21 protein-coding genes are annotated in these 20,562 nt (G+C 60.5%); 2 read left to right on the top strand and 19 right to left on the bottom strand.

All coding sequences use genetic code 11. From position 1 onward, the window contains the following. Nucleotides 1-22: 22 nt before the first annotated feature. The 17 genes from ACP7E6_RS00420 to urtA form a co-directional block, all read right to left on the bottom strand. Nucleotides 23-691, bottom strand: a complete 669-nt coding sequence (locus ACP7E6_RS00420; RefSeq protein WP_426228468.1) for an urease accessory protein UreF — start codon at nt 689-691, stop codon at nt 23-25. After that, nucleotides 684-1,166, bottom strand: a complete 483-nt coding sequence (gene ureE / locus ACP7E6_RS00415) for an urease accessory protein UreE (RefSeq protein WP_426226904.1) — start codon at nt 1,164-1,166, stop codon at nt 684-686. Before ureE ends, ACP7E6_RS00420 begins: the two co-directional genes overlap by 8 nt. Before the next feature lie 106 nt (nt 1,167-1,272). Further along, a complete protein-coding gene (locus tag ACP7E6_RS00410; protein ID WP_426228467.1) occupies nt 1,273-1,812 on the bottom strand; it encodes a peroxiredoxin in 540 nt (179 codons plus the stop codon). 189 nt (nt 1,813-2,001) lie between these two features. Beyond that, entirely contained in the window at nt 2,002-2,682 is a 681-nt protein-coding gene (locus ACP7E6_RS00405) for a TIGR02117 family protein (RefSeq protein WP_426226902.1), read from the bottom strand. 28 nt (nt 2,683-2,710) lie between these two features. After that, a complete protein-coding gene (gene ureC, locus ACP7E6_RS00400) occupies nt 2,711-4,420 on the bottom strand; it encodes an urease subunit alpha (protein WP_426226900.1) in 1,710 nt (569 codons plus the stop codon). Between the two features lie 3 nt (nt 4,421-4,423). Then, on the bottom strand, nt 4,424-4,834 hold the full coding sequence (locus ACP7E6_RS00395; protein ID WP_426226898.1) for a PIN domain-containing protein: 411 nt from the start codon (nt 4,832-4,834) through the stop codon (nt 4,424-4,426). Next, nucleotides 4,821-5,084 (bottom strand): AbrB/MazE/SpoVT family DNA-binding domain-containing protein, encoded by a 264-nt coding sequence (locus ACP7E6_RS00390; protein ID WP_426226897.1) that lies wholly within the window; start codon nt 5,082-5,084, stop codon nt 4,821-4,823. The genes ACP7E6_RS00395 and ACP7E6_RS00390 overlap by 14 nt, the downstream gene beginning before the upstream one ends. Before the next feature lie 10 nt (nt 5,085-5,094). Continuing rightward, nucleotides 5,095-5,760: a Urease operon accessory protein gene (locus ACP7E6_RS00385; protein ID WP_426226895.1), complete on the bottom strand. Its 666-nt coding sequence runs from the start codon at nt 5,758-5,760 to the stop codon at nt 5,095-5,097. A 40-nt stretch (nt 5,761-5,800) separates the two neighbouring features. Then, entirely contained in the window at nt 5,801-6,106 is a 306-nt protein-coding gene (locus tag ACP7E6_RS00380; RefSeq protein ID WP_426226893.1) for an urease subunit beta, read from the bottom strand. A 17-nt stretch (nt 6,107-6,123) separates the two neighbouring features. After that, the gene (locus tag ACP7E6_RS00375) at nt 6,124-6,378 is read right to left on the bottom strand and encodes a DUF1272 domain-containing protein (protein WP_113312663.1); all 255 of its coding nucleotides are present in this window, start codon (nt 6,376-6,378) and stop codon (nt 6,124-6,126) included. Between the two features lie 10 nt (nt 6,379-6,388). Beyond that, the gene (locus ACP7E6_RS00370; protein ID WP_037099076.1) at nt 6,389-6,691 is read right to left on the bottom strand and encodes an urease subunit gamma; all 303 of its coding nucleotides are present in this window, start codon (nt 6,689-6,691) and stop codon (nt 6,389-6,391) included. A 26-nt stretch (nt 6,692-6,717) separates the two neighbouring features. Continuing rightward, nucleotides 6,718-7,548 (bottom strand): urease accessory protein UreD, encoded by an 831-nt coding sequence (locus ACP7E6_RS00365; RefSeq protein WP_426226891.1) that lies wholly within the window; start codon nt 7,546-7,548, stop codon nt 6,718-6,720. Nucleotides 7,549-7,560: 12 nt separating this feature from the next. Beyond that, nucleotides 7,561-8,256: an urea ABC transporter ATP-binding subunit UrtE gene (gene urtE / locus ACP7E6_RS00360; protein WP_426226889.1), complete on the bottom strand. Its 696-nt coding sequence runs from the start codon at nt 8,254-8,256 to the stop codon at nt 7,561-7,563. A 208-nt stretch (nt 8,257-8,464) separates the two neighbouring features. Beyond that, the gene (urtD, locus tag ACP7E6_RS00355; RefSeq protein WP_426226887.1) at nt 8,465-9,217 is read right to left on the bottom strand and encodes an urea ABC transporter ATP-binding protein UrtD; all 753 of its coding nucleotides are present in this window, start codon (nt 9,215-9,217) and stop codon (nt 8,465-8,467) included. Nucleotides 9,218-9,222: 5 nt separating this feature from the next. Continuing rightward, the gene (gene urtC / locus ACP7E6_RS00350; protein ID WP_426228465.1) at nt 9,223-10,404 is read right to left on the bottom strand and encodes an urea ABC transporter permease subunit UrtC; all 1,182 of its coding nucleotides are present in this window, start codon (nt 10,402-10,404) and stop codon (nt 9,223-9,225) included. An 8-nt stretch (nt 10,405-10,412) separates the two neighbouring features. Continuing rightward, a complete protein-coding gene (gene urtB / locus ACP7E6_RS00345; protein WP_426226885.1) occupies nt 10,413-12,020 on the bottom strand; it encodes an urea ABC transporter permease subunit UrtB in 1,608 nt (535 codons plus the stop codon). 319 nt (nt 12,021-12,339) lie between these two features. After that, complete coding sequence (gene urtA / locus ACP7E6_RS00340; protein WP_426226884.1) at nt 12,340-13,629, bottom strand: urea ABC transporter substrate-binding protein; 1,290 nt, start codon at nt 13,627-13,629, stop codon at nt 12,340-12,342. Between the two features lie 314 nt (nt 13,630-13,943). Here urtA and ACP7E6_RS00335 point away from each other — a divergent pair, with 314 nt between their 5' ends. After that, a complete protein-coding gene (locus tag ACP7E6_RS00335; protein WP_426226882.1) occupies nt 13,944-17,333 on the top strand; it encodes a hybrid sensor histidine kinase/response regulator in 3,390 nt (1,129 codons plus the stop codon). Next, nucleotides 17,281-18,249: a response regulator gene (locus ACP7E6_RS00330; protein WP_426226880.1), complete on the top strand. Its 969-nt coding sequence runs from the start codon at nt 17,281-17,283 to the stop codon at nt 18,247-18,249. The genes ACP7E6_RS00335 and ACP7E6_RS00330 overlap by 53 nt, the downstream gene beginning before the upstream one ends. 4 nt (nt 18,250-18,253) lie before the next feature. On the opposite strand, the gene ACP7E6_RS00325 is transcribed toward ACP7E6_RS00330, so the two are convergent. Together ACP7E6_RS00325 and ACP7E6_RS00320 are read right to left on the bottom strand one after the other, a co-directional pair. Next, complete coding sequence (locus tag ACP7E6_RS00325; RefSeq protein WP_426226878.1) at nt 18,254-19,228, bottom strand: 2-hydroxyacid dehydrogenase; 975 nt, start codon at nt 19,226-19,228, stop codon at nt 18,254-18,256. Between the two features lie 192 nt (nt 19,229-19,420). Further along, a complete protein-coding gene (locus ACP7E6_RS00320; RefSeq protein WP_426226876.1) occupies nt 19,421-20,542 on the bottom strand; it encodes a branched-chain amino acid ABC transporter substrate-binding protein in 1,122 nt (373 codons plus the stop codon). Nucleotides 20,543-20,562: the final 20 nt, after the last annotated feature.

The raw sequence follows: 20,562 nt of genomic DNA, 5'->3' as shown, positions 1-20,562 counted from the left end.
CAAGAAAGCGGGCTCGAAACCGTCAGGACCGGAAGAGCCGCGCATGCAAAGTCTCATGGCGCAGCGCCGAAATATCGGCGGTGATGGTGGCGGAGCCGAGATCGTCCAGCGTGCTCTGCGAAGCCTTTACTGCCGTCTCGGCAATGATAGGCTCCAGTTCGGCCAGCACACCGACGCCATGCGTCTGTCCGGTGACTCCGCAACGGATCGCCACCGAGACAAGGTTGGACGCGGTGGAATGCAGGTAAGCCGCAAGCGCCGGCTCCAGCCCGGTGCGATGCGCACCCGCAACCGCGCCAACAGCAACTGGGTAGGCAATGGCACCGGTCAACGTCTTCAAAAGCGGATGCGGCCAATGGGCAGCGGCCGTCAGAAAGGCCTCCCCTTGCAGCATCGTTTCCATGTGCCGCTCGCGCGATCCGGCCAGCGCTTCCGCCAGTTCCCGCACCGCCAGTCTTGGCGCATCGCCACAGGCACGATAGCTCTCGGCCAACAGCACGGCATCATTCCAGCTCGAACCATGCTCGATCAGCGCCTGCAGCCATCGGGCAAGCCCCGGCGCATCGGCGACCAGACCGTCATGAACAGCCTGTTCAAGCCCGCCGGAATAGGAGAATGCGCCGACCGGAAAGGCGGGCGACAACCATGTCACCAGCCGCAACAGCGCCTGCGTGCCATCACGCTCAGTCATGGGCGTGATGGTGGCTGCCATGTCCATGCGAATGGCCGCCGGAGCCATGATAGGCACCGCGCATCGGCTGGAACGGTTCCGTCACCTCCCCCACCGTCGCGCCCAAACCTTCCAGCATCGCCTTGATCACCGGATCGCGCAGGACCAGGATCCGGTCCAGCCGGATTTCGGCTGCAAGGTGCCGGTTGCCGAGATGCCAGGAAAGTTCGATCAGGTGGAGCGGATCGCGCGGACGGATGTCGTACAACGGTTCGGCGACGGCTGCGATGCGCACATGGTCGCCGGTATCGAGCACAAGAAGATCGCCATCGGCCAGCATGACGGCTTCCTTGAGATCGAGCATCACCACATCGTCATTGTCGAGATGCAGCAGTTTGCGGCGCAGATGCCGCTGATCATGGGTGAGCGCGATGGTGTGAAGCGGTGTCTTGCCGGCCGGGCCGGGTGACAGGATCTCAGTCGAGCGATAGGGCATTCAGCGCGCCTTCAAGTTCATTCATGCCACTGTAACAACAAAAAAATCCGGCGCCAGACCAAACAGGCCCGGCGCCGGACTTCAAGAAGATCACGCAGGCCAGAAATCAGGCCGCGATCTTTTCCGACTGCAGCGCGCCAAGGATGTTCTGCGGCGACGAGACGCCGTATGGATCGCTGTCGGCATTGTCGCAATAGCCTTCCTCCTCGAACCACTGCTCGACGACGCCATCATTGATGACGGCGGCATAACGCCAGGAGCGCATTCCGAAGCCGAGATTGTCCTTGGAAACGAGCATGCCCATCTTGCGGGTGAACTCGCCGGAACCATCCGGAATGAGCTTGACGTTTTCGAGATTCTGCGACTTGCCCCAGGCATTCATGACGAAGGCGTCGTTGACGGAGATGCAGTAGATCTCGTCAATGCCCTCGGCACGGAAATCGGCGGTCAGCTTTTCAAAATCGGGAAGCTGGAAGGTCGAGCAGGTCGGCGTGAAGGCGCCCGGCAGCGAGAACAGGATAACGCGCTTGCCAGCGAAATAGTCAGCGGACGAAACATCCTGCCAACGGAATGGATTGGCACCGCCAACGGCCTCGTCGCGAACGCGCGTGCGGAAGGTTACGGACGGCACTTTTCTGCCAATGATCATGATGAAAACTCCTTGAAAGACAAACGCCCTGCGCGGCAGGTCTTGGGAGGAACCCGGCACAGGAGGTGAACCATTTTCTACAGCAACTCCTGCTGCGATGCAGCACAAAGGGCACGAAAAACACGCCGTGCATGGCTGACCTGCACCGCGCGCATGTCTAAGCCTTGGGACGAAAATCGAATGAATTCAATTATACAGCTTCAGCGATGCCGATAGGGAAACCGGCAACGGGTTCCACCAGCCTGTCCGCAAGCCTGCCTCGCGCAGCGCCTTTGCCGTCCAGGTATTGCAGCCCCTCACAGCGCTGAACCAGCCATTGGCCTCGAAGAAACGGTCGTTCTCTCCATAGGCCGTATCGGGTATTGCCTTAATCCGCCCATCCACCGGCGCAAAGCTTGCCTCTATGAACGACAGCAGGCGTTGATATCCCTCCGTGCCGATCTCGAAGCTGACAATATGATCGGCAGGCTCGATGATCTCTCCGGCAACATCGGCATGGATGACGGAGCGATCGAGCGTCAGCCCCTTGAACAACGGCACCGGCTTCAGCTCGGACCAAGCCGGCGTTTCGATATAGAACGCCCGCCCACCCCAGCCAAACACCAGCCAGCGCGCATCCGGATGCGCAACCGGCATGCCGCTTTCACCGAGAAACGGAAAGCGGGCCAGTGTTTCTGCATTGATGGGAATGGCAATGTCCGTGTGGATGGGATTGGCAAGCACAAGGATCCGATGCGTCTCCCCCGTCGCCGTATCGGCTTTCGCCGCAGGCCACAAAGGCCGCGGCACGAACGTCCCGGCAACCACGGCAAAGGCGGCCGTGAAAACGACGGCAGCCAGCCAGCGCAAGGGCCGTCTCCAGGACATCGGCATTCTTTCTCGATCAACAACCGCGCTAGAACATGAAATAGCGCTGCGCCATCGGTAGCACTGTCGCGGGTTCGCAGGTCAAAAGCTCGCCATCGGCGCGGACCTCATAGGTTTCCGGATCGACCTCGATATGCGGCGTCAGGCTGTTGTGGATCATCGAGGCCTTGCTGATGCCGCCACGGGTGTTCTTTACCGCGATCAGTTGCTTTGCGACGCCAAGGCGCGCCTGCAAACCGCCATCGAGCGAGGCCTGCGACACGAAGGTGACGGAGGAATTTGTCCTTGCCTTGCCAAAGGCGCCGAACATCTGCCGGTAATGCACCGGCTGCGGCGTCGGGATGGAAGCATTGGGATCGCCCATCGGAGCGGCCGCGATCATGCCGCCGAGAATGACCATGTCGGGCTTCACGCCAAAGAAGGCCGGGTTCCAGATCACCAGATCGGCGCGCTTGCCGGGTTCGATCGAGCCGATTTCATGGGAAAGCCCCTGCGCGATCGCGGGGTTGATCGTATACTTGGCAATATAGCGCCGGACACGGAAATTGTCGTTTTCGCCGGTCTCCTGCGCCAGCCGTCCGCGTTGCCGTTTCATCTTGTCGGCCGTCTGCCAGGTGCGGATCGCCACCTCGCCGACACGGCCCATCGCCTGGCTGTCGGAGGAAATGATCGAGAAGGCGCCGATGTCGTGCAGGATATCTTCGGCCGCGATGGTTTCCTTGCGGATCCGGCTTTCGGCAAAGGCGATGTCTTCGGGAATGGACGGGGACAGGTGATGGCAGACCATCAGCATGTCGAGGTGCTCGGCCAGCGTGTTGATCGTGTAAGGCCGGGTCGGGTTGGTCGAGGACGGGATGACGTTCGACTGGCCGCAGATCTTGATGATATCTGGCGCGTGGCCGCCACCGGCGCCTTCCGTGTGAAAAGCATGGATCGTGCGGCCCTTGATGGCATCAATCGTATCTTCGACGAAGCCGCTTTCGTTCAAGGTATCGGTGTGGATCATCACCTGCACGTCAAAGGCATCGGCAACCGACAGGCAATTGTCGATGGCAGCCGGCGTCGTGCCCCAGTCCTCGTGCAGCTTCAGGCTGGACGCACCGGCCAGGATCATTTCCTCAAGCGGCGCCGGCAGCGAGGCATTGCCCTTGCCGGCCAACGCCAGGTTCATCGGAAAGCCGTCAAAACTCTCGATCATCCGCTCGATATGCCAGGCACCGGTGCAGGTCGTTGCCAGCGTCCCATGCGCCGGGCCGGAACCACCGCCGAGCATGGTGGTGATGCCCGACATCAGCGCTTCCTCGATCTGCTGCGGGCAGATGAAATGGATATGCGCGTCCATGCCACCCGCCGTAACGATCTTGCCCTCGCCGGCGATTACCTCGGTGGACGGACCGACAATGATGGTCACGCCCGGCTGGGTATCCGGATTGCCGGCCTTACCGATCGCCGCAATGCGGCCGTTCTTCAAGCCGATATCGGCCTTGACGATGCCCGTATGATCAACGATCAGCGCGTTGGTGATGACGGTATCGACCGCTCCTTGAGCGCGCGTTGCCTGGCTTTGGCCCATGCCGTCGCGGATCACCTTGCCGCCACCGAATTTCACCTCGTCGCCATAGGTGGTGAAATCCTTCTCCACCTCGATGAACAGTTCGGTATCGGCCAGCCGAACCTTGTCGCCGGTGGTGGGACCAAACATGCTGGCATAGGCCGCGCGCGACATTTTGTAGGACATGCTCTACCTCTTAAGTTCAGAAAAATTGGGAGATTTCGATGCTGCCTTGTCGAAAGTCATTGTCGTTCGACAACCGTTTTTCCTGTTGACCTCTCCGATAAGATGGTCAGAGAAATCACCCGGGTAATTTATAAATGTATTCAAGGCGCTGCTGACGGTATCGGAATCGAGGACAACAACATTGGCCGAATGCAAAATCCGCTCGACGACATCCCGTATGATATTCTTCTTTTGACCCACCTTGTTTCGCAGCACCCATATCGTTTCTGCAATGACGATATGATTGACGAAAAACTGTTCTCCGCTCTGAAGGATCAAGTCTTCAACAACGCGTGTTTGATCCGGTGCATCGTCATCCACCATCTGCGCGTCGATCAACCAGCGCAGCAGGACGTTGGTATCAACTCCAATCATCACTGACTTTCCCGCCCGCCGAGCGCGCTTCCTGTATCCAGCCTTCGATGTCCGCGCCCGATATGGGCTGATCGGGTTTGATCACGCCGCGCAAGCCGGCAAGCGTTTCCTTGCGCGACCGCAGCTCGAAAGTGCCGTTGGCCGTCGCAACAAAATCCACCTTGTCGCCCACGCCGATCCCAAGCGTTTTGCGGACACGAGCAGGGAGTGTGATCTGGTTTTTCGAAGTGATTTTCGCAGATTCCGCCATTTTTACCGCCTTACCTTTCTGTCAAAATGTAAGGATTCACGCGAGAATAAGCAATGGACGGATCGAGACGCTCCAGCCTCCCTTGGCAAACATAGTCTTCGACCAGATCCTTTTCAGCCGCGAACGGGTGCCACTGCCAGCCGGCATGGCCGAAACCGGCAAGCACGACGCGGTCGCCCGGCTGGCGCCAATGTTCCAGCACTTCGGCAATCGCAATCAGACCGCTGCTCGGCACGACATAGGCGCCCGCATCGAACTGTTTCAGCCCGGCATCGACACCCTCATGCGTCGATGCCGGAACCGTATGGAAGGTGCGCCCGGTCGCCTTGGCAAAGGTGCGAAAACCATCGGTATAGTCGTCGCAGAGATCATCGAGATCCGGGTGTGTCACGGCCAGTTGCTGCCGCAGCGTCTGAAATTTTTCGGCATCGCGAACGCACCAGATCGAGCTCGCCTGCCGCACCGCCGCATTGGTCTTCCACGCGCCGCCACCCAGCATTGCCAAAGCCGGGCGCCCGGTATTGCAGACGGCGACGATATCCGTCTTATCTCCACCCGCGCCGCAGGAGCGGCAGTCGTTGAAGCGGATGACCAGATCGGCCGCATCGATAACCGCAGCAGCACCCTCCTGTACTGGGCCATTTCCAACGATCATGACGGTTCGGCCCACCGTCACGGGCACCTCGACGCCATCAGCCGCATGGGAAGCCCCCGCCTCATAATTTTCCCATGACCTTTTGGCGGAAACCATAGACCTCGCGCTTGCCTGCAAACGGAATGAGCGTGACGCTGCGGGTCTGCCCCGGCTCGAAGCGAACGGCCGTGCCGGCCGGAATATCGAGGCGCCGTCCGTGCGCCACCGCGCGATCGAACAACAGCGCCGCATTGGTCTCGGCAAAATGATAATGGCTGCCAACCTGTACCGGACGGTCGCCGCTATTGGAAACCTCCAGCGAGACTGTGTCCAGCCCGGCATTCAGTTCGATCTCGCCATCTGCCGCAAGGATTTCACCGGGGATCATCGTATCGTCTCTCCTGTTCAGGCAGCCTTGATCGGCGCACAGCCTTCGGCCTTCAAGACCCGCTCGGTGGATGCCGGAAACTTGCCGAGCTTGGCGGCTGGACGGACCGGGCGGCGGACAAGTTCACCGCCGCAGTTCGGGCATTGTCCGTCCAGAACCTCGGAAACGCACTGCGTGCAGAAGGTACATTCGAAACTGCAGATCATCGCTTCGCGGCTGCCGGGCGGCAGGTCCTTGTTGCAGCATTCGCAATTGGGTCTCAGTTGCAGCATGGCCGTTCCTTTAGCGAATGGGTTCGTGGACGGTGACCAGCTTGGTCCCGTCCGGAAAGGTCGCCTCGATCTGGATGTCGTGGATCATCTCGGGGATGCCCTCCATCACCTGGGCGCGGGTGATGACGTGGGCGCCCGCCTCCATCAGGTCCGGCACCGAGCGGCCGTCGCGGGCGCCCTCGACGACGAAATCGGTGATCAGTGCGATCGCTTCGGGATGATTGAGCTTGACGCCGCGCTCCAGCCGCCGGCGGGCGACCATGGCCGCCATCGAAATCAGCAGTTTGTCTTTCTCACGGGGTGTCAGGTTCATGCGCGGTCACCAGGCTTGCGTGTCGATTAAAGGTTCCAGACTTTCGGCACAGAGGCGCCCTTGCGCAAGTGCGAAATGACCGGGATGAGGATTTTTCTCAGAGCGAAACCATCAGGTGCAACGAGACGGGCAATCAGCTTGTCCTCGCCCGCCACCTGATAGCGGCTGACGCCGCCGCCAATGCCGCCGATCAGGCTGCGCAGCGTGTCGACCTGCTGCTCGCAATCAGCGCCCGTATAGAAGAGTGTTGCAAAAGCCACCTGTCCGCCGAGCACCGCCAATTCCTGCGTCAGGCCGGCGATATCGCCGGAGAGCCGGAGGTTTTCGGCATGCAACAGAACTCCATTCTTGCGGATGCGCCAGCGATCCTGAAACAGGCCTTCGCGCATCGCCTCGCCCATCGCCTTGCGGCCGAGAAGCACGGCCTCGACAGCCAGAAATTCAGCCCCTTCAGCGAGATCGACCTCAAGCCTGCGCGACAGCGAAGCGCGATCGAACAGGATGGTTTCCTGCGGCAGCCAATGCACTGTTGCTCCCGCGCCGACCGAAATCTGCGCGGTCACATCAGCGGTGCCTGCGCTCGCCTTGTAGATCTTCTCGCAGGCCTGCGTGGTCAGGGTCAGATGCGTGCCCTCGCCGGCGGCAAACGACCATTCCATATGATCGCCACCGGTCAGCCCGCCGGAACTGTTGATCAGTACGGCTTCCATCGTCGCATTGAACGTCTCCGGCAGCCGGATCTTGGCGCAACCTTCCTGGTAGAATTCGGCCAGCCGGGTGCGCCCCGCAAACGGCTTTGCCACCAGCCGTCCCTTGCCCCATGCCCTTTGCGGAGCGATACCTGCTGCCTCAGCCATTTATATCCGCCGTCAAACCGTCAGGTGGCGGCGTGCTTCCGGCGTATCCAGCGTTTCGGCCGGGCCTTCATGCACGATCTCGCCCCGATCCATGATGTAGACATGGTCTGCAAGCTCCCGGCAGAAGTCAAGATATTGTTCCACAAGCAGAATTGCCATCCCGGTGGAATCGCGCAGATACTGGATCGCCCGGCCGATATCCTTGATGATCGAGGGCTGGATGCCTTCGGTCGGCTCGTCCAGAACCAGAATTTTCGGCCGCGTCACCAGAGCCCGGCCAATCGCCAACTGCTGCTGCTGCCCGCCCGAAAGATCCCCACCCCGCCGCCCGAGCATGGTGCGCAAAATCGGAAACAGGTTGAAGATATCCTCGGGAATGAACCGGTCCCTGCGCGCCACCGGCGCATAGCCCGACTCCAGATTTTCCTTGACCGTCAGCAACGGAAAGACCTCGCGGCCCTGCGGCACGAAACCGATACCGTGCTTGGCCCGGTTATAGGGTGCCATGCCGTTGAGCACGGCGTCGTTGAAGGTTATCGTTCCCGCACTCGGCCCATGCTGGCCGGTAATCGCCCTGAGCAGGCTGGTCTTGCCGACGCCGTTGCGCCCAAGCACGCAGGTGATCTTACCCATCGGAGCGGTGATGGAGACGCCACGAAGAGCTTGGGCCGCACCGTAGTGCAGATTGATGTTATCGACGGTCAGCATGCTGCACCTTTCACATTTGCGGAGAGCATACCCCCCTCTGTCGGCGACGCCGACATCTCCCCCTCAAGGGGGGAGATTACCACCCGCTTATGAGCGCATGTGGGAAAAGAACGATCTCCCCCCTTGAGGGGGAGATGTCGCGAAGCGACAGAGGGGGGTAGAAGCGGCATACTCTGAACGTCGAACATCGAAACATTGTAATGCATCGTCACCGTCCCAAATAATTCTCGATCACTTTCGGATCGTTGCTGACGAAGTCGATCGAGCCTTCGGCCAACACCGAGCCTTCCGCCAGGCACGTCACCTTGACGCCGAGATCGCGGATGAAGCCCATGTCGTGTTCGACGACGACGACCGAACGGGTCTTGGCGATTTCCTTGAGCAGGATGGCGGTTTCGGCGGTTTCCGCGTCGGTCATGCCGGCCACCGGCTCATCGACCAGCAGCAGTTTCGGCTCCTGCGCCAAAAGCATGCCGATCTCCAGCCACTGTTTCTGCCCATGCGAGAGATTGGCGGCGAGATCGTCCTTGCGCGCCGTCATGCGCACGGTTTCGAGAATGTCCTCGATGCGCGCCTTGTCGGCAGGCGCCAGGCGGTAGAACAGCGTCGAGAACACGCCGCGTTTCCGGTTGAGCGCCAGCTCGATATTGTCCCAGACCGTATGGCTTTCAAACACCGTCGGCTTCTGGAACTTGCGGCCGATGCCAAGCTGGGCAATATCCGCCTCGTCCTTCTTGGTGAGGTCGATATCGCCGTTGAAGAAGACCTGGCCGCTGTCCGGCCGGGTCTTGCCGGTAATGATATCCATCATCGTCGTCTTACCGGCCCCGTTCGGGCCGATAATGGCCCTAAGTTCACCTGGCTCGACCACGAAGGACAGCGAATTCAGCGCCTTGAAGCCATCAAAGGAAACCGACACGCCGTCGAGATAGAGAAGGCTGCGGGAGGTCTTTTCGTCCATCGATCTTACTCCGCAGCCTGGGGTTCGAGCGTCGTCATCTGGCTTTCCGCTTTCGCAGTGGCCTTGTCCTGATAGGCCTGTTCGACAGCATCGGCCTTTTTCTGTTCCTTGCGACGGGCAAGGAATTGCTGGACCGTGCCGACGACGCCCTTGGGCAGGAACAGCGTCGTCGCGACAAACAGGGCGCCGAGGGCGAACAGCCAGAATTCCGGAAAGGCGGCAGTAAAGACGCTTTTGCCGAAATTGACCAGAATGGCGCCGATGATCGGCCCGATCAGCGTGCCGCGGCCTCCGACCGCAGTCCAGATCACCACTTCGATGGAGTTTGCCGGGGCGAATTCGCCGGGATTGATGATGCCGACCTGCGGCACGTAGAGCGCACCGGCCACACCGGCCATCATCGCCGAGATGGTGAAGATGAACAGCTTCATGTTCTCGACCCGGTAGCCCAGGAACCGGGTCCGGCTTTCGGCATCGCGGACGCCGACCAGCACCTTGCCGTATTTCGAGCGGACGATGGCGGAGCTCAAAACCAGGGCCAACGCGAGCGCTATCGCGGTTGCGGCAAACAATGCTGCCCGCGTACCACCCGCCTGAATGTTGAAGCCGAGGATTTCCTTGAAATCTGTGAGGCCATTATTGCCGCCGAAGCCCATCTCGTTGCGGAAGAAGGCCAGCAGCAGTGCATAGGTCATCGCCTGGGTGATGATCGACAGGTAGACGCCGGTGACGCGGGAGCGGAAGGCAAACCAGCCGAAAACGAAGGCAAGCAGACCGGGCACCAGAACAACCATCAGCGCCGCAAAGGCGAAATGGTCGAAGCCATACCAGTACCAGGGCAGCTCCTGCCAGTTGAGGAACACCATGAAATCCGGCAGCAGCGGATTGGCGTAGACGCCGCGATCGCCGATCTGGCGCATCAGATACATGCCCATGGCATAACCGCCAAGCGCGAAGAACGCGCCATGGCCGAGCGAAAGAATGCTGCAATAGCCCCAGACGAGATCCAGCGCCAGGGCCAGAAGCGCATAGCACAGATACTTGCCAAGCAGCGGCACGAGATAGCCGGGCACATGGAAAGCACTGCCTTCGGGGATGAGCAGATTGGCAAGCGGCACGAGGGCTGCGGCCAGCAGGATCAGGAAAACGGCCCAGAGCGTCTTCTTCTCGTGCCTCATGAAAAGCATTTGCGTGATCATTGTTCGACCGCCCTTCCCTTGAGCGCGAACAGGCCGCGCGGCCGCCGCTGGATGAAGAGAATGATGAAGATGAGGATGAGGATCTTTCCGAGCACCGCGCCGGCATAGGGCTCAAGGAACTTGTTGGCGATGCCGAGCGTCAGCGCGCCGACCAGCGTGCCCCAGAGATTGCCGACGCCCCCGAACACCACGACCATGAAACTGTCGATGATGTAGTTCTGGCCGAGATTGGGCGAGACATTGTCGATCTGGCTGAGCGCCACGCCCGCCATGCCGGCAATGCCGGAACCAAGACCGAAGGTTAGTGCATCGACCCAGGGTGTGCGAATGCCCATCGAGGATGCCATGCGCCGGTTCTGCGTGACGGCGCGCATCTGCAGGCCGAACTTGGAGCGTTTCAGCAGCAAGAGCAGCGCCACGAAGACACCGAGCGAAAAGACGATGATCCACATACGGTTATAGGTGATGGCAAGGCCGCCAACCTCGAAGACGCCCGACATCCAGCTTGGATTATCGACCTGGCGATTGGTGGGGCCGAAGAGGGTGCGGATCGCCTGCTGCAGGATCAGCGAAATGCCCCAGGTGGCAAGCAGCGTTTCGAGCGGCCGTCCGTAGAGCCAGCGAATGACGCTGCGCTCGATGCAGACACCGACCAGGCCGGTAAACAGGAAAGCCGCAGGAACCGCAAAGGCCAGCGAATAATCGGCGATGCCGGGGGCGACGGAAGCGACCGTCTGCTGCACCACATAGGTCGTGTAGGCGCCAAGCATGACCATTTCGCCATGCGCCATGTTGATGATGCCCATGACGCCGAAGGTGATGGCAAGACCGATGGCCGCAAGCAGCAGCACCGATCCGAGCGACAGTCCGTACCAGACGTTTTGCGCCACGTCCCACAGGGCAAGGCTGCCTTTGATGGAACTGATGCTTTGCTCGATGGACGGCTTCAATTCGTCCGGGGCATTGTCCATGGCTGCCGTCAGGATCGTCAAGGCATCGCGGTTTCCGCGCGCGGCGATCATATCGATGGCGGCTTTCTTGTCTCCGGCACTGGCATCGGTCTTCAACAGGATGACGGCACGTGCCGCTTCCATCGTCGCCTTGACCTCGGCGTCCTTTTCCTGCGTCAGCGCTGAATTCAACAGACCGAGATTGTCGGGATTGGCATCCTTGAGCAGGTCCTGCGATGCCGCGAGGCGCGCGGAACGGTCTGGGCTCAACAGCGTCAACTGGCTGAGCGCCGCGCCGATAGCGCCGCGCAGGCCGTTGTTCAGCCGGATCTTGGCGAGATTTCCGGGAACCTCGGTAACCGCAGCCCCCGTCAGCACGTCGAGATAGGCGCCGTCAGACGGGCCTTCGAGAAAAACCGTGCCGCCGGTCTTCGGCGCATAAAGCTTGCCGTCGCTGAGATTTTGCAGGATGCCGCCGACTTTCGGATTGCCTGAAGCTGCAAGGGCTTTGACTGCCCCGATCTTCTGCGGGAAGGCCGGTGCACCCAGTGCATCGACCAGCGGCCGGATATCTTCCTGCGCACGCAGGCCCGTTGCAAGGCAACTGACGAGCAGGCAAAGGGCAACAAGGAAGGTCTGAATGGCGCGATACATGAGCTCTTCTTGTTCCGTTGGCTTGGGCAGCCGCGTATTGACGAGGAACGCTTGATGCCGGCGCTGTGCTTAAGTTTTCCGCAATCCGCTCGCCCGGCGATCACATCGAACAGGACCGGTACCCGGAACCGCGTCCAGCTGAACCATGCAGAAAACATGCCAGATAAGGGGAGATGAAGGTCCCTCCGTCCAGACGGTGTCTGGACGGAGGGTATTGGCATTTCTATCACGACGTTATGAGAATGGATTTTGGGAAACAGCGATCAGGCCGTTGCCGGAATATGCTGAACTTGATGAAAACAGCGGGTGTTCGTCAAAATCAGGAGCCCTTGCCGCCGCACTTGCCCGTTGCAACGTTGAAGTTGCCGCAGGACATCGGCTTGCGCCAATCGGAGATCAGGTCTTTCGAGTCCGGCAGGAAGTCCGACCATTCATCGCCGACGACCTGCGGGGTCTGCTGGACGATTTCGAACTGGCCGTCGGCCTGGATTTCACCGATCAGCACCGGCTTGGTGATGTGATGGTTCGGCATGACGGTGGAGTAGCCGCCCGAAAGGTTCGGAACCGAAGTGCCGATGATGGTGTCGAGAACCGCGTCCGTGTCGGTCGTGCCGGCAGCCTCGACGGCCTTCACCCAGGCATTGAAGCCGATATAGGCGGCTTCCATCGGGTCGTTGGTGACGCGCTTGTCGTTCTTGGTAAACGCATGCCACTGCTTGATGAATTCGAAATTGGCCGGTGCATCGACGGACTGGAAATAGTTCCAGGCGGCGAGATGGCCGACCAGCGGCTTGGTGTCGAGACCGGCCAGCTCTTCTTCGCCGACCGAGAAGGCGATGACCGGGATGTCGGTTGCCTTGATGCCCTTGTTGCCGAGTTCCTTGTAGAACGGCACATTGGCATCGCCGTTGATGGTCGAGACGACGGCGGTCTTCTTGCCGGCAGACCCGAATTCCTTGATCTTGGCCACTTCCGTCTGCCAGTCGGAGAAACCGAACGGCGTGTAGTTGATCAGGATGTCTTCCTTCGGAATGCCCTTGGCGATCAGATAGGCTTCGAGGATCTTGTTGGTGGTGCGCGGATAGACGTAATCGGTGCCTTCAAGCACGAAACGCTCGACGCCCTCGGTGTTCATCAGATAGTCGACGGCCGGGATTGCCTGCTGGTTCGGCGCTGCACCGGTGTAGAAGATGTTACGCGAGGATTCTTCACCCTCGTACTGGACCGGATAGAACAGCAGCGAATTCAGCTCTTCGAAAACCGGCAGGACCGACTTGCGCGACGAGGACGTCCAGCAACCGAAGACGGCGGAAACCTTGTCGACGGAGATCAGTTCGCGAGCCTTTTCGGCAAACAGCGGCCAGTCGGATGCGGGATCGACAACGACGGCTTCGAGTTTCTTGCCGAGAAGGCCACCCTTCTTGTTCTGCTCGTCGATGAGCATCAGCATGGCATCCTTGAGCGTCGTCTCGGAGATTGCCATGGTGCCGGAAAGTGAATGCAGGATGCCCACCTTGATGGTGTCTTCGGCGGCCTGCACGCTGGAAAATGCTGTCGTGGCGAGCGCGCCAGCCAGGAACGCGCCCAGGATCTGGGATTTGAATTTCATGATGTGAACCCCTCTCGTTCTTTTGACGACGGCGCTTGGGAGTGCCGTTCGTGCAGGAACTATCCGTTGAGGGGACTGGATTCTGTATACGTCAATTGACGTAGAGACCGGGGCGAAGTGTGCACTGCAACACGCATCTGCGCCGCTTTGCTCAGATGCAAGGCCTTTGTCTGCAGGCACGCGGCGCTCAACGCGCTTTTGCAGACAATTCTGACAGTCCCCAGACAATCCGATTCTCGCACTTGCAAAAGATCGCGCGCCGGGGGAGATTGCCTAATCGTTGATCATATCGAAAATGGGAATATAAATTAGGCATGACGGCACGCCAGCGCATCATTCCGGTCCGGCGCGAATACAATCGCTGGGTCGCCAACCAGACGCTGGAAGACTACGCGCTGCGCTTCACCGCCAAGAGCGCCCGGCAATTCTCCTCGCAGCGCATCTCGCAGACGGCGATCGGGGCGATCTCCTTCCTGGCGCTGGAGGCGATCGGTGGCGCCATCACGCTGTCCTACGGCACGACCAATGCCATCATCGCCATTCTCGCCGCAAGCCTCGTCATGCTCGGCGTCGGCCTGCCGATCAGTCGCTATGCCATCCGCCACGGTGTCGATATCGACCTCCTGACGCGCGGCGCAAGCTTCGGCTATATCGGCTCGACCGTCACCTCGCTGATCTATGCCTCGTTCACCTTCATGCTGTTTGCCATCGAGGCCTCGATCATGTCGGCGGCGTTGGAGCTGGCGCTCGGCATCCCCGTCTGGATCGGCTACATCATCAGCGCCGTTATGGTCATTCCGCTGGTCACCCATGGCGTCCGGCTGATCAGCAAATTTCAGCTTTTGACCCAGCCGTTCTGGATCATCCTCAACGTCGCGCCTTTCATTTTCATCGCGCTCGCCGACTGGAGCAAGTTCGACCTCTGGCTTGCCTTTCCCGGTACGCACAAGCCGATGGGCGAGCCCGGCTCCTATGCGCCATTTTCGCTGCTCGAATTCGGCGCCGCCTCCGCCGTCATCCTCGCCTTGATGGCGCAGATCGGCGAGCAGGTGGATTTTTTGCGCTTCCTGCCGCCGGAAGGCCAGAGCAAGCTACGCCACCGGTTTGCTGTGTTTCTGGCCGGTGCTGGCTGGGTGATCGTCGGCGCGCCGAAGCTTTTGGCGGGTTCGTTCCTCGTCGTCCTGTGCCTCAGCGCAGGCGTGCCGGTCGAGCATGCCGCCGATCCCGCCCATATGTACCTGACCGCCTTCGGCTACATGATCCCCTGGCACAACGCAGCCCTCTTGCTGATGGCCGCCTTCGTCGTCGTGTCGCAGCTGAAGATCAACGTCATGAATGCCTATGCCGGCTCACTCGCCTGGTCGAATTTCTTCTCGCGCCTCACCCACAGCCATCCCGGCCGCGTCGTCTGGCTGATGTTCAACGTGGCGATTGCGCTCCTGTTGATGGAACTCGGCATCTACAAGCTCTTGGAAGAAACACTCGGCATCTTCTCGATCATCGCCATGTCCTGGCTCTGCACCATCTCGGCCGATCTGTTCATCAACAAGCCGCTCGGGCTGGCGCCGCCCAATATCGAGTTCAAGCGCGCCCATCTCTACGATATCAACCCGGTCGGCGTCGGCGCCATGACCGCCTCGGCGCTGATCGCGCTGACGGCGCATTTCGGCGTCATGGGTGCCATAGCCGCGTCGCTGGCACCCTACATCGCCTTGATCACCGCCTTCATCGTCTCCCCCGCCATCGCCTGGGCGACGAAGGGCAAATATTACCTTGCCCGCAAGCCGCGCCAGAGCTGGAAGAAACTCTCGACCGTCACCTGCTCGATCTGCGAACACCCGTTCGAGCCCGAGGACATGGCCTGGTGCCCGGCCTATTCCGCGCCGATCTGTTCGCTTTGCTGCTCGCTGGATAGCCGCTGCCGCGACATGTGCAAGCCACATGCGAGCTTCAATGCCCAGACAGCCGTGGTGGCCAAGGCCCTGCTGCCGCAAAAGGTGATGGAGACGCTGTCCACCCGGCTCGGCCGCTATGGCATCGCCGTCGTTCTATCGGTCGCCTGCATCGGCATCATCCTGGCGATGATCGCCCACCAGACCGGCACCGCCTCGCCCGAAACGGCATCGGTGATCAACCGGACGGTCGGCGTGGTCTTCTTCGTCTTTGCCGTCGTCACCGGCGTCGTCTGCTGGTTCTATGTGCTGGCCCATGACAGCCGGCTGGTGGCCGAAGAAGAATCCTCGCGCCAGAACACCCTGCTCCTGAAGGAAATCGCCGCGCACAAGAAAACCGACGCCGCCCTGCAATATGCCAAGGAGACCGCCGAGGCCGCCAACCGGGCAAAGAGCCGTTATGTGGTCGGCCTCAGCCACGAACTGCGCACCCCGCTCAACGCCGTGCTCGGCTATGCCCAGATCCTCGAGCGCGACGAGACCATCCCCGCGCCGCGCCAATCGGCGATCAAGGTGATCAAGCGCAGCGCCGACCATCTGTCCGGGCTGATCGATGGTCTTCTCGACATTTCCAAGATCGAGGCCGGCCGCCTGCAGGTCTATTCCAACGAGATCAACATCCAGGATTTCCTCGACCAGATCACCGACATGTTTCGCCCGCAAGCTCAGGCCAAGGGCTTGGTTTTCGAGCATTACCGGGCAAGCGCCCTGCCGCAATATGTCCGCACCGATGAAAAGCGCCTGCGTCAGATCCTCGTCAATCTGCTCTCCAATGCCATCAAGTTCACCGATACCGGCACCATCCGCTTCGACGTCGCCTATCGCAGCCAGGTGGCGACCTTCACCGTCTCCGACACCGGCCGCGGCATTTCGCAGGCAGACCTGCCGCGCATCTTCGAGCCGTTCCAGCGCGGCGAGGCCGAGCATATCCGGCCGATGCCCGGCCTTGGCCTGGGGCTGACCATCACCCAGCTTCTCACCCAGACGCTCGGCGGCGAGATTGTTGTCGATAGCGAGCGCGACAAGGGCTCCACCTTCCGGGTACGGCTGATGCTGTCGGCGATCAGCCGGCCGACCGCCTCCCTGCCCTCGATCCGCAAGATCGCCGCTTACGCCGGCCCGCGCCGCACCATCGTCGTGGTCGACGACAACGAGGATCATCGCGACCTGATGCGCGAAGTGCTGATGCCGCTCGATTTCGTCGTGCTGACGGCGGCCGGAGGCATGGAATGCCTGACCCTGATCGAGGGAATCAAGCCCGATCTCTTCCTCATCGATATCTCGATGCCCGGCATGAACGGCTGGCAATTGGTGACACGCCTGCGCGATCACGGCCAGACAGCGCCGGTCATCATGCTGTCGGCCAATATCGGCGACGGAACGGCGGCCGATAGCCATACCGGCCACAACGATACGCTCGCCAAGCCTTTCGATATCCGCCAGTTGCAGGACAAGCTGGCTGTGCACCTCGCACTCGAATGGATTTATAGCGACACGGTACAGCAACCCGTCAAAACAACGATCAAGGCTGCGGTGAAAACCCCAGGTGCCGCCCATGTCGAGGAGCTGATCCGGCTCGGCGAAATCGGTTATGTCCGGGGTATCGAAGCCAAGCTCGCCGATCTCGCCCGCCAGGAGGAAAATCAGCCATTCACCGAGGCGGTCAAGACTTACGTCCAGGCTTTCGACCTTGCCGGCTATGCCAACTTCCTGCAAAACATCAACAAACAGGGGAGACCGGCTGGTGAATGAAACCGTGCATCCGCGCGACATCGTGCTCATTGTGGACGATTCACCCGAGACGCTGGGCTTCCTGACGGATGCGCTGGAACAATCCGGGTTTTCCGTGCTGATTGCCACCTCCGGAAACGCCGCCATCAACGTCGTTGACCGCATCACGCCCGACGTCATCCTGATGGACGCGGTCATGCCCGGCATGGATGGGTTCGATACCTGCCGGACGCTGAAGACCAATCCTGCCGTAGCGCAAGTGCCGGTGATCTTCATGACCGGGCTGACCGAGACAGAGCATATCGTCCATGCGCTGGAATCCGGCGGCGTCGATTATCTGTCCAAGCCGATCAATATCGATGAGCTGCGCGCCCGCATCCGGGTGCACCTTGCCAATGCCCGCTCGGCGCAAAGTGCACGTGTGGCGCTGGACGCAGCAGGACGGCATCTGCTCGCCGTGCGCAGCAATGGCACCATCCAGTGGTCGACACCGCAGGCGACCCGGCTCGTCAATGCCGCAACGGGGCGCGACGACGGGCTGGATACGCTGGCCGTCCATGTCCGCCAATGGCTGCAGGAACGGCAGAAACACGGCATCTCGAAGGACGGGCCCCTGATGATCCATCAGCACGGCCAGCCGGTGCTGCAACTCGCCTATCTCGGTGCGATCGGCGGCGACGAATTCCTGTTCCGGCTGACCGGTGTCAGCCACACCAGCGACGACGAAATTCTCCGCCAGAGCTTTGCCCTGACAGTACGCGAAGGACAGGTTCTGCTCTGGATCGCCAAGGGAAAATCCAACCGCGATATCGGCGAAATCCTCGGCCTCAGCGCCCGCACCGTCAACAAGCACCTGGAACAGATCTACGTCAAACTCGGCGTCGAAAACCGCGCCTCGGCCGCCGTCAAGGCGGCGAACGCGCTGCATCAGGAATAGCCAGTCAAGCAACTCTGTCGGGCGGCTCGCGGCCCTCGAAGAAGGCGGTGATATTGTCCACCACCTTCATGCCCATGGCCGTGCGGGTTTCCTCGGTCGCACTGCCAAGATGCGGCAGAAGCACGACATTTTCCAGAGCAAGCAACCGCTCGGGTACATTCGGCTCCGCCTCGAAGACATCCAGCCCGGCACCCCGGATAATGCCCGTTTCCAGAGCCTCGATCAGCGCTGCCTCATCGACGACATCGCCGCGCGCCGTATTGATCAGGTACGCTCCCGGCCTCATCACCGCCAGCCGCTGCGCATTGATCAGATGGCGGTTTTCGCCGCCACCCGGGCAGTGCAGCGAAACGAAATCGGCAGCGGCCAGCACGTCCTCGACGGTCTCCAGCTGCCGTGCGCCATAGCGTGCGGCTTCCGCTGGGTCGATCTTCGATCTGTTGTAGAAGACCACGTCCATGTCGAAGCCGAAATGGCAGCGTTTTGCCATCGCCTTGCCGATTCGGCCAAAGCCGATGATCCCCAGCGTCTTTCCGGTAACCTTGGTGCCGATCATGTGCGTCGGCCGCCAGCCGGTCCATTGTCCGGCACGAACCTGACGCTCGCCCTCGCCTGCCCGGCGCGCCACCGAAAGCAGCAGCGACATGGCGATGTCGGCCGTACAATCCGTCAGAACGCCTGGCGTATTGGTAACGGCGATGCCGTAATGTTCGGCCGTCGCGATATGGATGTGATTGTAGCCGACGCCAAAATTCCCGAGGATCCGTGTGCGCAGATCGCCGCCTTCAAACAACGGCGCCGGCAGGCGGTCGGACACCGTCGGCAGCACTGCATCGAAGGATCGTAGCGCGCTGGAGAGCGCATCGGCATCCATCGCCACATCCGATGTGTTGAAATGGGCATCGAACCGCTCGGCAAGCACACGCTCGACGGCATCGGGCCAGCGGCGGGTGACAAGGATGCGTGGTTTCTGGGTCATCGTCTGGCTCCGGATAAAAGGGAATTGCGCTGACAATTAGCATAGCAACGGTATCAATCCAGCCGTCGGTTTGTTGAAACAGCCTTGCCAAAACTGAACATCATCACAGACGGCGGACAGAACGCAAAAAGGCCCGGCAATGCCGGGCCTTTCGCGGTCCAGATGGACCAATCGGTGCTCAACCGAAAACGATTATTTTTCGTTTTCGAAGTAGCTGAACTTGCCGTCGTCACCCTTCTTCCAGGTGTACATGACGTAGTCAGGACGGGTGATGTCGCCCTTTTCGTCATAGCCGAAATCGCCGATAACGGTCTTGAACGGACCCTTGCCCTTGATGTTTTCGGCTACAGCCTGCGGGTCGTTGCCGCCGGTCGTCTTTGCAGCTTCAGCGATAACCTGAAGAGCCGAATAGGAGTAGAGCGTGTAGGCTTCCGGCTCAAAGCCGTTTGCACGGAACTTTTCGACCAGTTCCTTTGCAGCCGGGTTCTTGCGCGGATCCGGAGCGAACGTCATCAGCGTGCCGTTCACAGCGTCGCCAGCGATCGAAGCAAGTTCGTTCGAGACGATACCGTCGCCGGACATCAGGGTAGCCTTCAGGCCCTGGTCAGCCATCTGGCGCATGATCAGGCCGGCTTCGGTGTGCAGGCCGCCGTAGTAAACCAGCGATACGCCGGCTTCCTTCATCTTGGCGATCAGAGCCGAGAAGTCCTTGTCGCCAGCCGTGATACCTTCGTAAACGACTTCCTTGACGCCGGCTTCGTTCATGGCAGCCTTGGTCAGGTCAGCAAGGCCCTGGCCGTAAGGTGTCTTGTCGTGAACGACGGCAACCTTGGCGTCCTTGAAGTTTGCAGCGATGTAGGCACCGGCAACGGCGCCCTGCTGGTCGTCACGGCCGCAGGTACGGAAGGTGTTCCACAGGCCGCGTTCGGTAAAGACCGGATTGGTGGAGGCAGGAGTGATCTGCAAGATGCCGTTTTCAGCGTAGACTTCCGAAGCCGGGATCGAAACGCCGGAATTGAAGTGGCCGATGACGAACTTGACGCCGTCGGCAACGAACTTGTTGGCAACGGAAACGCCCTGCTTCGGATCGGAAACGTCGTCGCCGAGCACGATCTTGATCTGTTCGCCGTTGATACCGCCGGCAGCATTGATGTCAGCTGCAGCCTGCTCGGCACCCTTCTGGAGCTGTGCGCCGAAAGCTGCGTTCGGACCCGTCAACGGGCCAGCAACACCAACCAGCAGATCAGCCCATGCAGTGCCGCTGAAAGCAACCATTGCAGTCAGCGCAACAGCTGACAAAAGTGACTTCTTCATCTTGTTACTCCCAAAAAAAT

This window comes from Pararhizobium sp. DWP3-4, assembly GCF_049898205.1.
Lineage (GTDB): Bacteria > Pseudomonadota > Alphaproteobacteria > Rhizobiales > Rhizobiaceae > Pararhizobium.
Note: the sequence above shows the minus strand (reverse complement) of the source record. Positions and strands in the feature narration are given on the sequence as shown.

Excerpts from the sequence above, each read along its gene's own strand:
- ACP7E6_RS00420 (WP_426228468.1), bottom strand. The coding sequence starts at position 691 with ATGACTGAGCGTGATGGCACGCAGGCGCTGTTGCGGCTGGTGACATGG.
- ureE (WP_426226904.1), bottom strand. The coding sequence starts at position 1,166 with ATGCCCTATCGCTCGACTGAGATCCTGTCACCCGGCCCGGCCGGCAAG.
- ACP7E6_RS00405 (WP_426226902.1), bottom strand. The coding sequence starts at position 2,682 with ATGTCCTGGAGACGGCCCTTGCGCTGGCTGGCTGCCGTCGTTTTCACG.
- ureC (WP_426226900.1), bottom strand. The coding sequence starts at position 4,420 with ATGTCCTACAAAATGTCGCGCGCGGCCTATGCCAGCATGTTTGGTCCC.
- ACP7E6_RS00395 (WP_426226898.1), bottom strand. The coding sequence starts at position 4,834 with ATGATTGGAGTTGATACCAACGTCCTGCTGCGCTGGTTGATCGACGCG.
- ACP7E6_RS00390 (WP_426226897.1), bottom strand. The coding sequence starts at position 5,084 with ATGGCGGAATCTGCGAAAATCACTTCGAAAAACCAGATCACACTCCCT.
- ACP7E6_RS00380 (WP_426226893.1), bottom strand. The coding sequence starts at position 6,106 with ATGATCCCCGGTGAAATCCTTGCGGCAGATGGCGAGATCGAACTGAAT.
- ACP7E6_RS00375 (WP_113312663.1), bottom strand. The coding sequence starts at position 6,378 with ATGCTGCAACTGAGACCCAATTGCGAATGCTGCAACAAGGACCTGCCG.
- ACP7E6_RS00370 (WP_037099076.1), bottom strand. The coding sequence starts at position 6,691 with ATGAACCTGACACCCCGTGAGAAAGACAAACTGCTGATTTCGATGGCG.
- ACP7E6_RS00365 (WP_426226891.1), bottom strand. The coding sequence starts at position 7,548 with ATGGCTGAGGCAGCAGGTATCGCTCCGCAAAGGGCATGGGGCAAGGGA.
- urtE (WP_426226889.1), bottom strand. The coding sequence starts at position 8,256 with ATGCTGACCGTCGATAACATCAATCTGCACTACGGTGCGGCCCAAGCT.
- urtD (WP_426226887.1), bottom strand. The coding sequence starts at position 9,217 with ATGGACGAAAAGACCTCCCGCAGCCTTCTCTATCTCGACGGCGTGTCG.
- urtC (WP_426228465.1), bottom strand. The coding sequence starts at position 10,404 with ATGCTTTTCATGAGGCACGAGAAGAAGACGCTCTGGGCCGTTTTCCTG.
- urtB (WP_426226885.1), bottom strand. The coding sequence starts at position 12,020 with ATGTATCGCGCCATTCAGACCTTCCTTGTTGCCCTTTGCCTGCTCGTC.
- urtA (WP_426226884.1), bottom strand. The coding sequence starts at position 13,629 with ATGAAATTCAAATCCCAGATCCTGGGCGCGTTCCTGGCTGGCGCGCTC.
- ACP7E6_RS00335 (WP_426226882.1), top strand. The coding sequence starts at position 13,944 with ATGACGGCACGCCAGCGCATCATTCCGGTCCGGCGCGAATACAATCGC.
- ACP7E6_RS00330 (WP_426226880.1), top strand. The coding sequence starts at position 17,281 with ATGCCAACTTCCTGCAAAACATCAACAAACAGGGGAGACCGGCTGGTG.
- ACP7E6_RS00325 (WP_426226878.1), bottom strand. The coding sequence starts at position 19,228 with ATGACCCAGAAACCACGCATCCTTGTCACCCGCCGCTGGCCCGATGCC.
- ACP7E6_RS00320 (WP_426226876.1), bottom strand. The coding sequence starts at position 20,542 with ATGAAGAAGTCACTTTTGTCAGCTGTTGCGCTGACTGCAATGGTTGCT.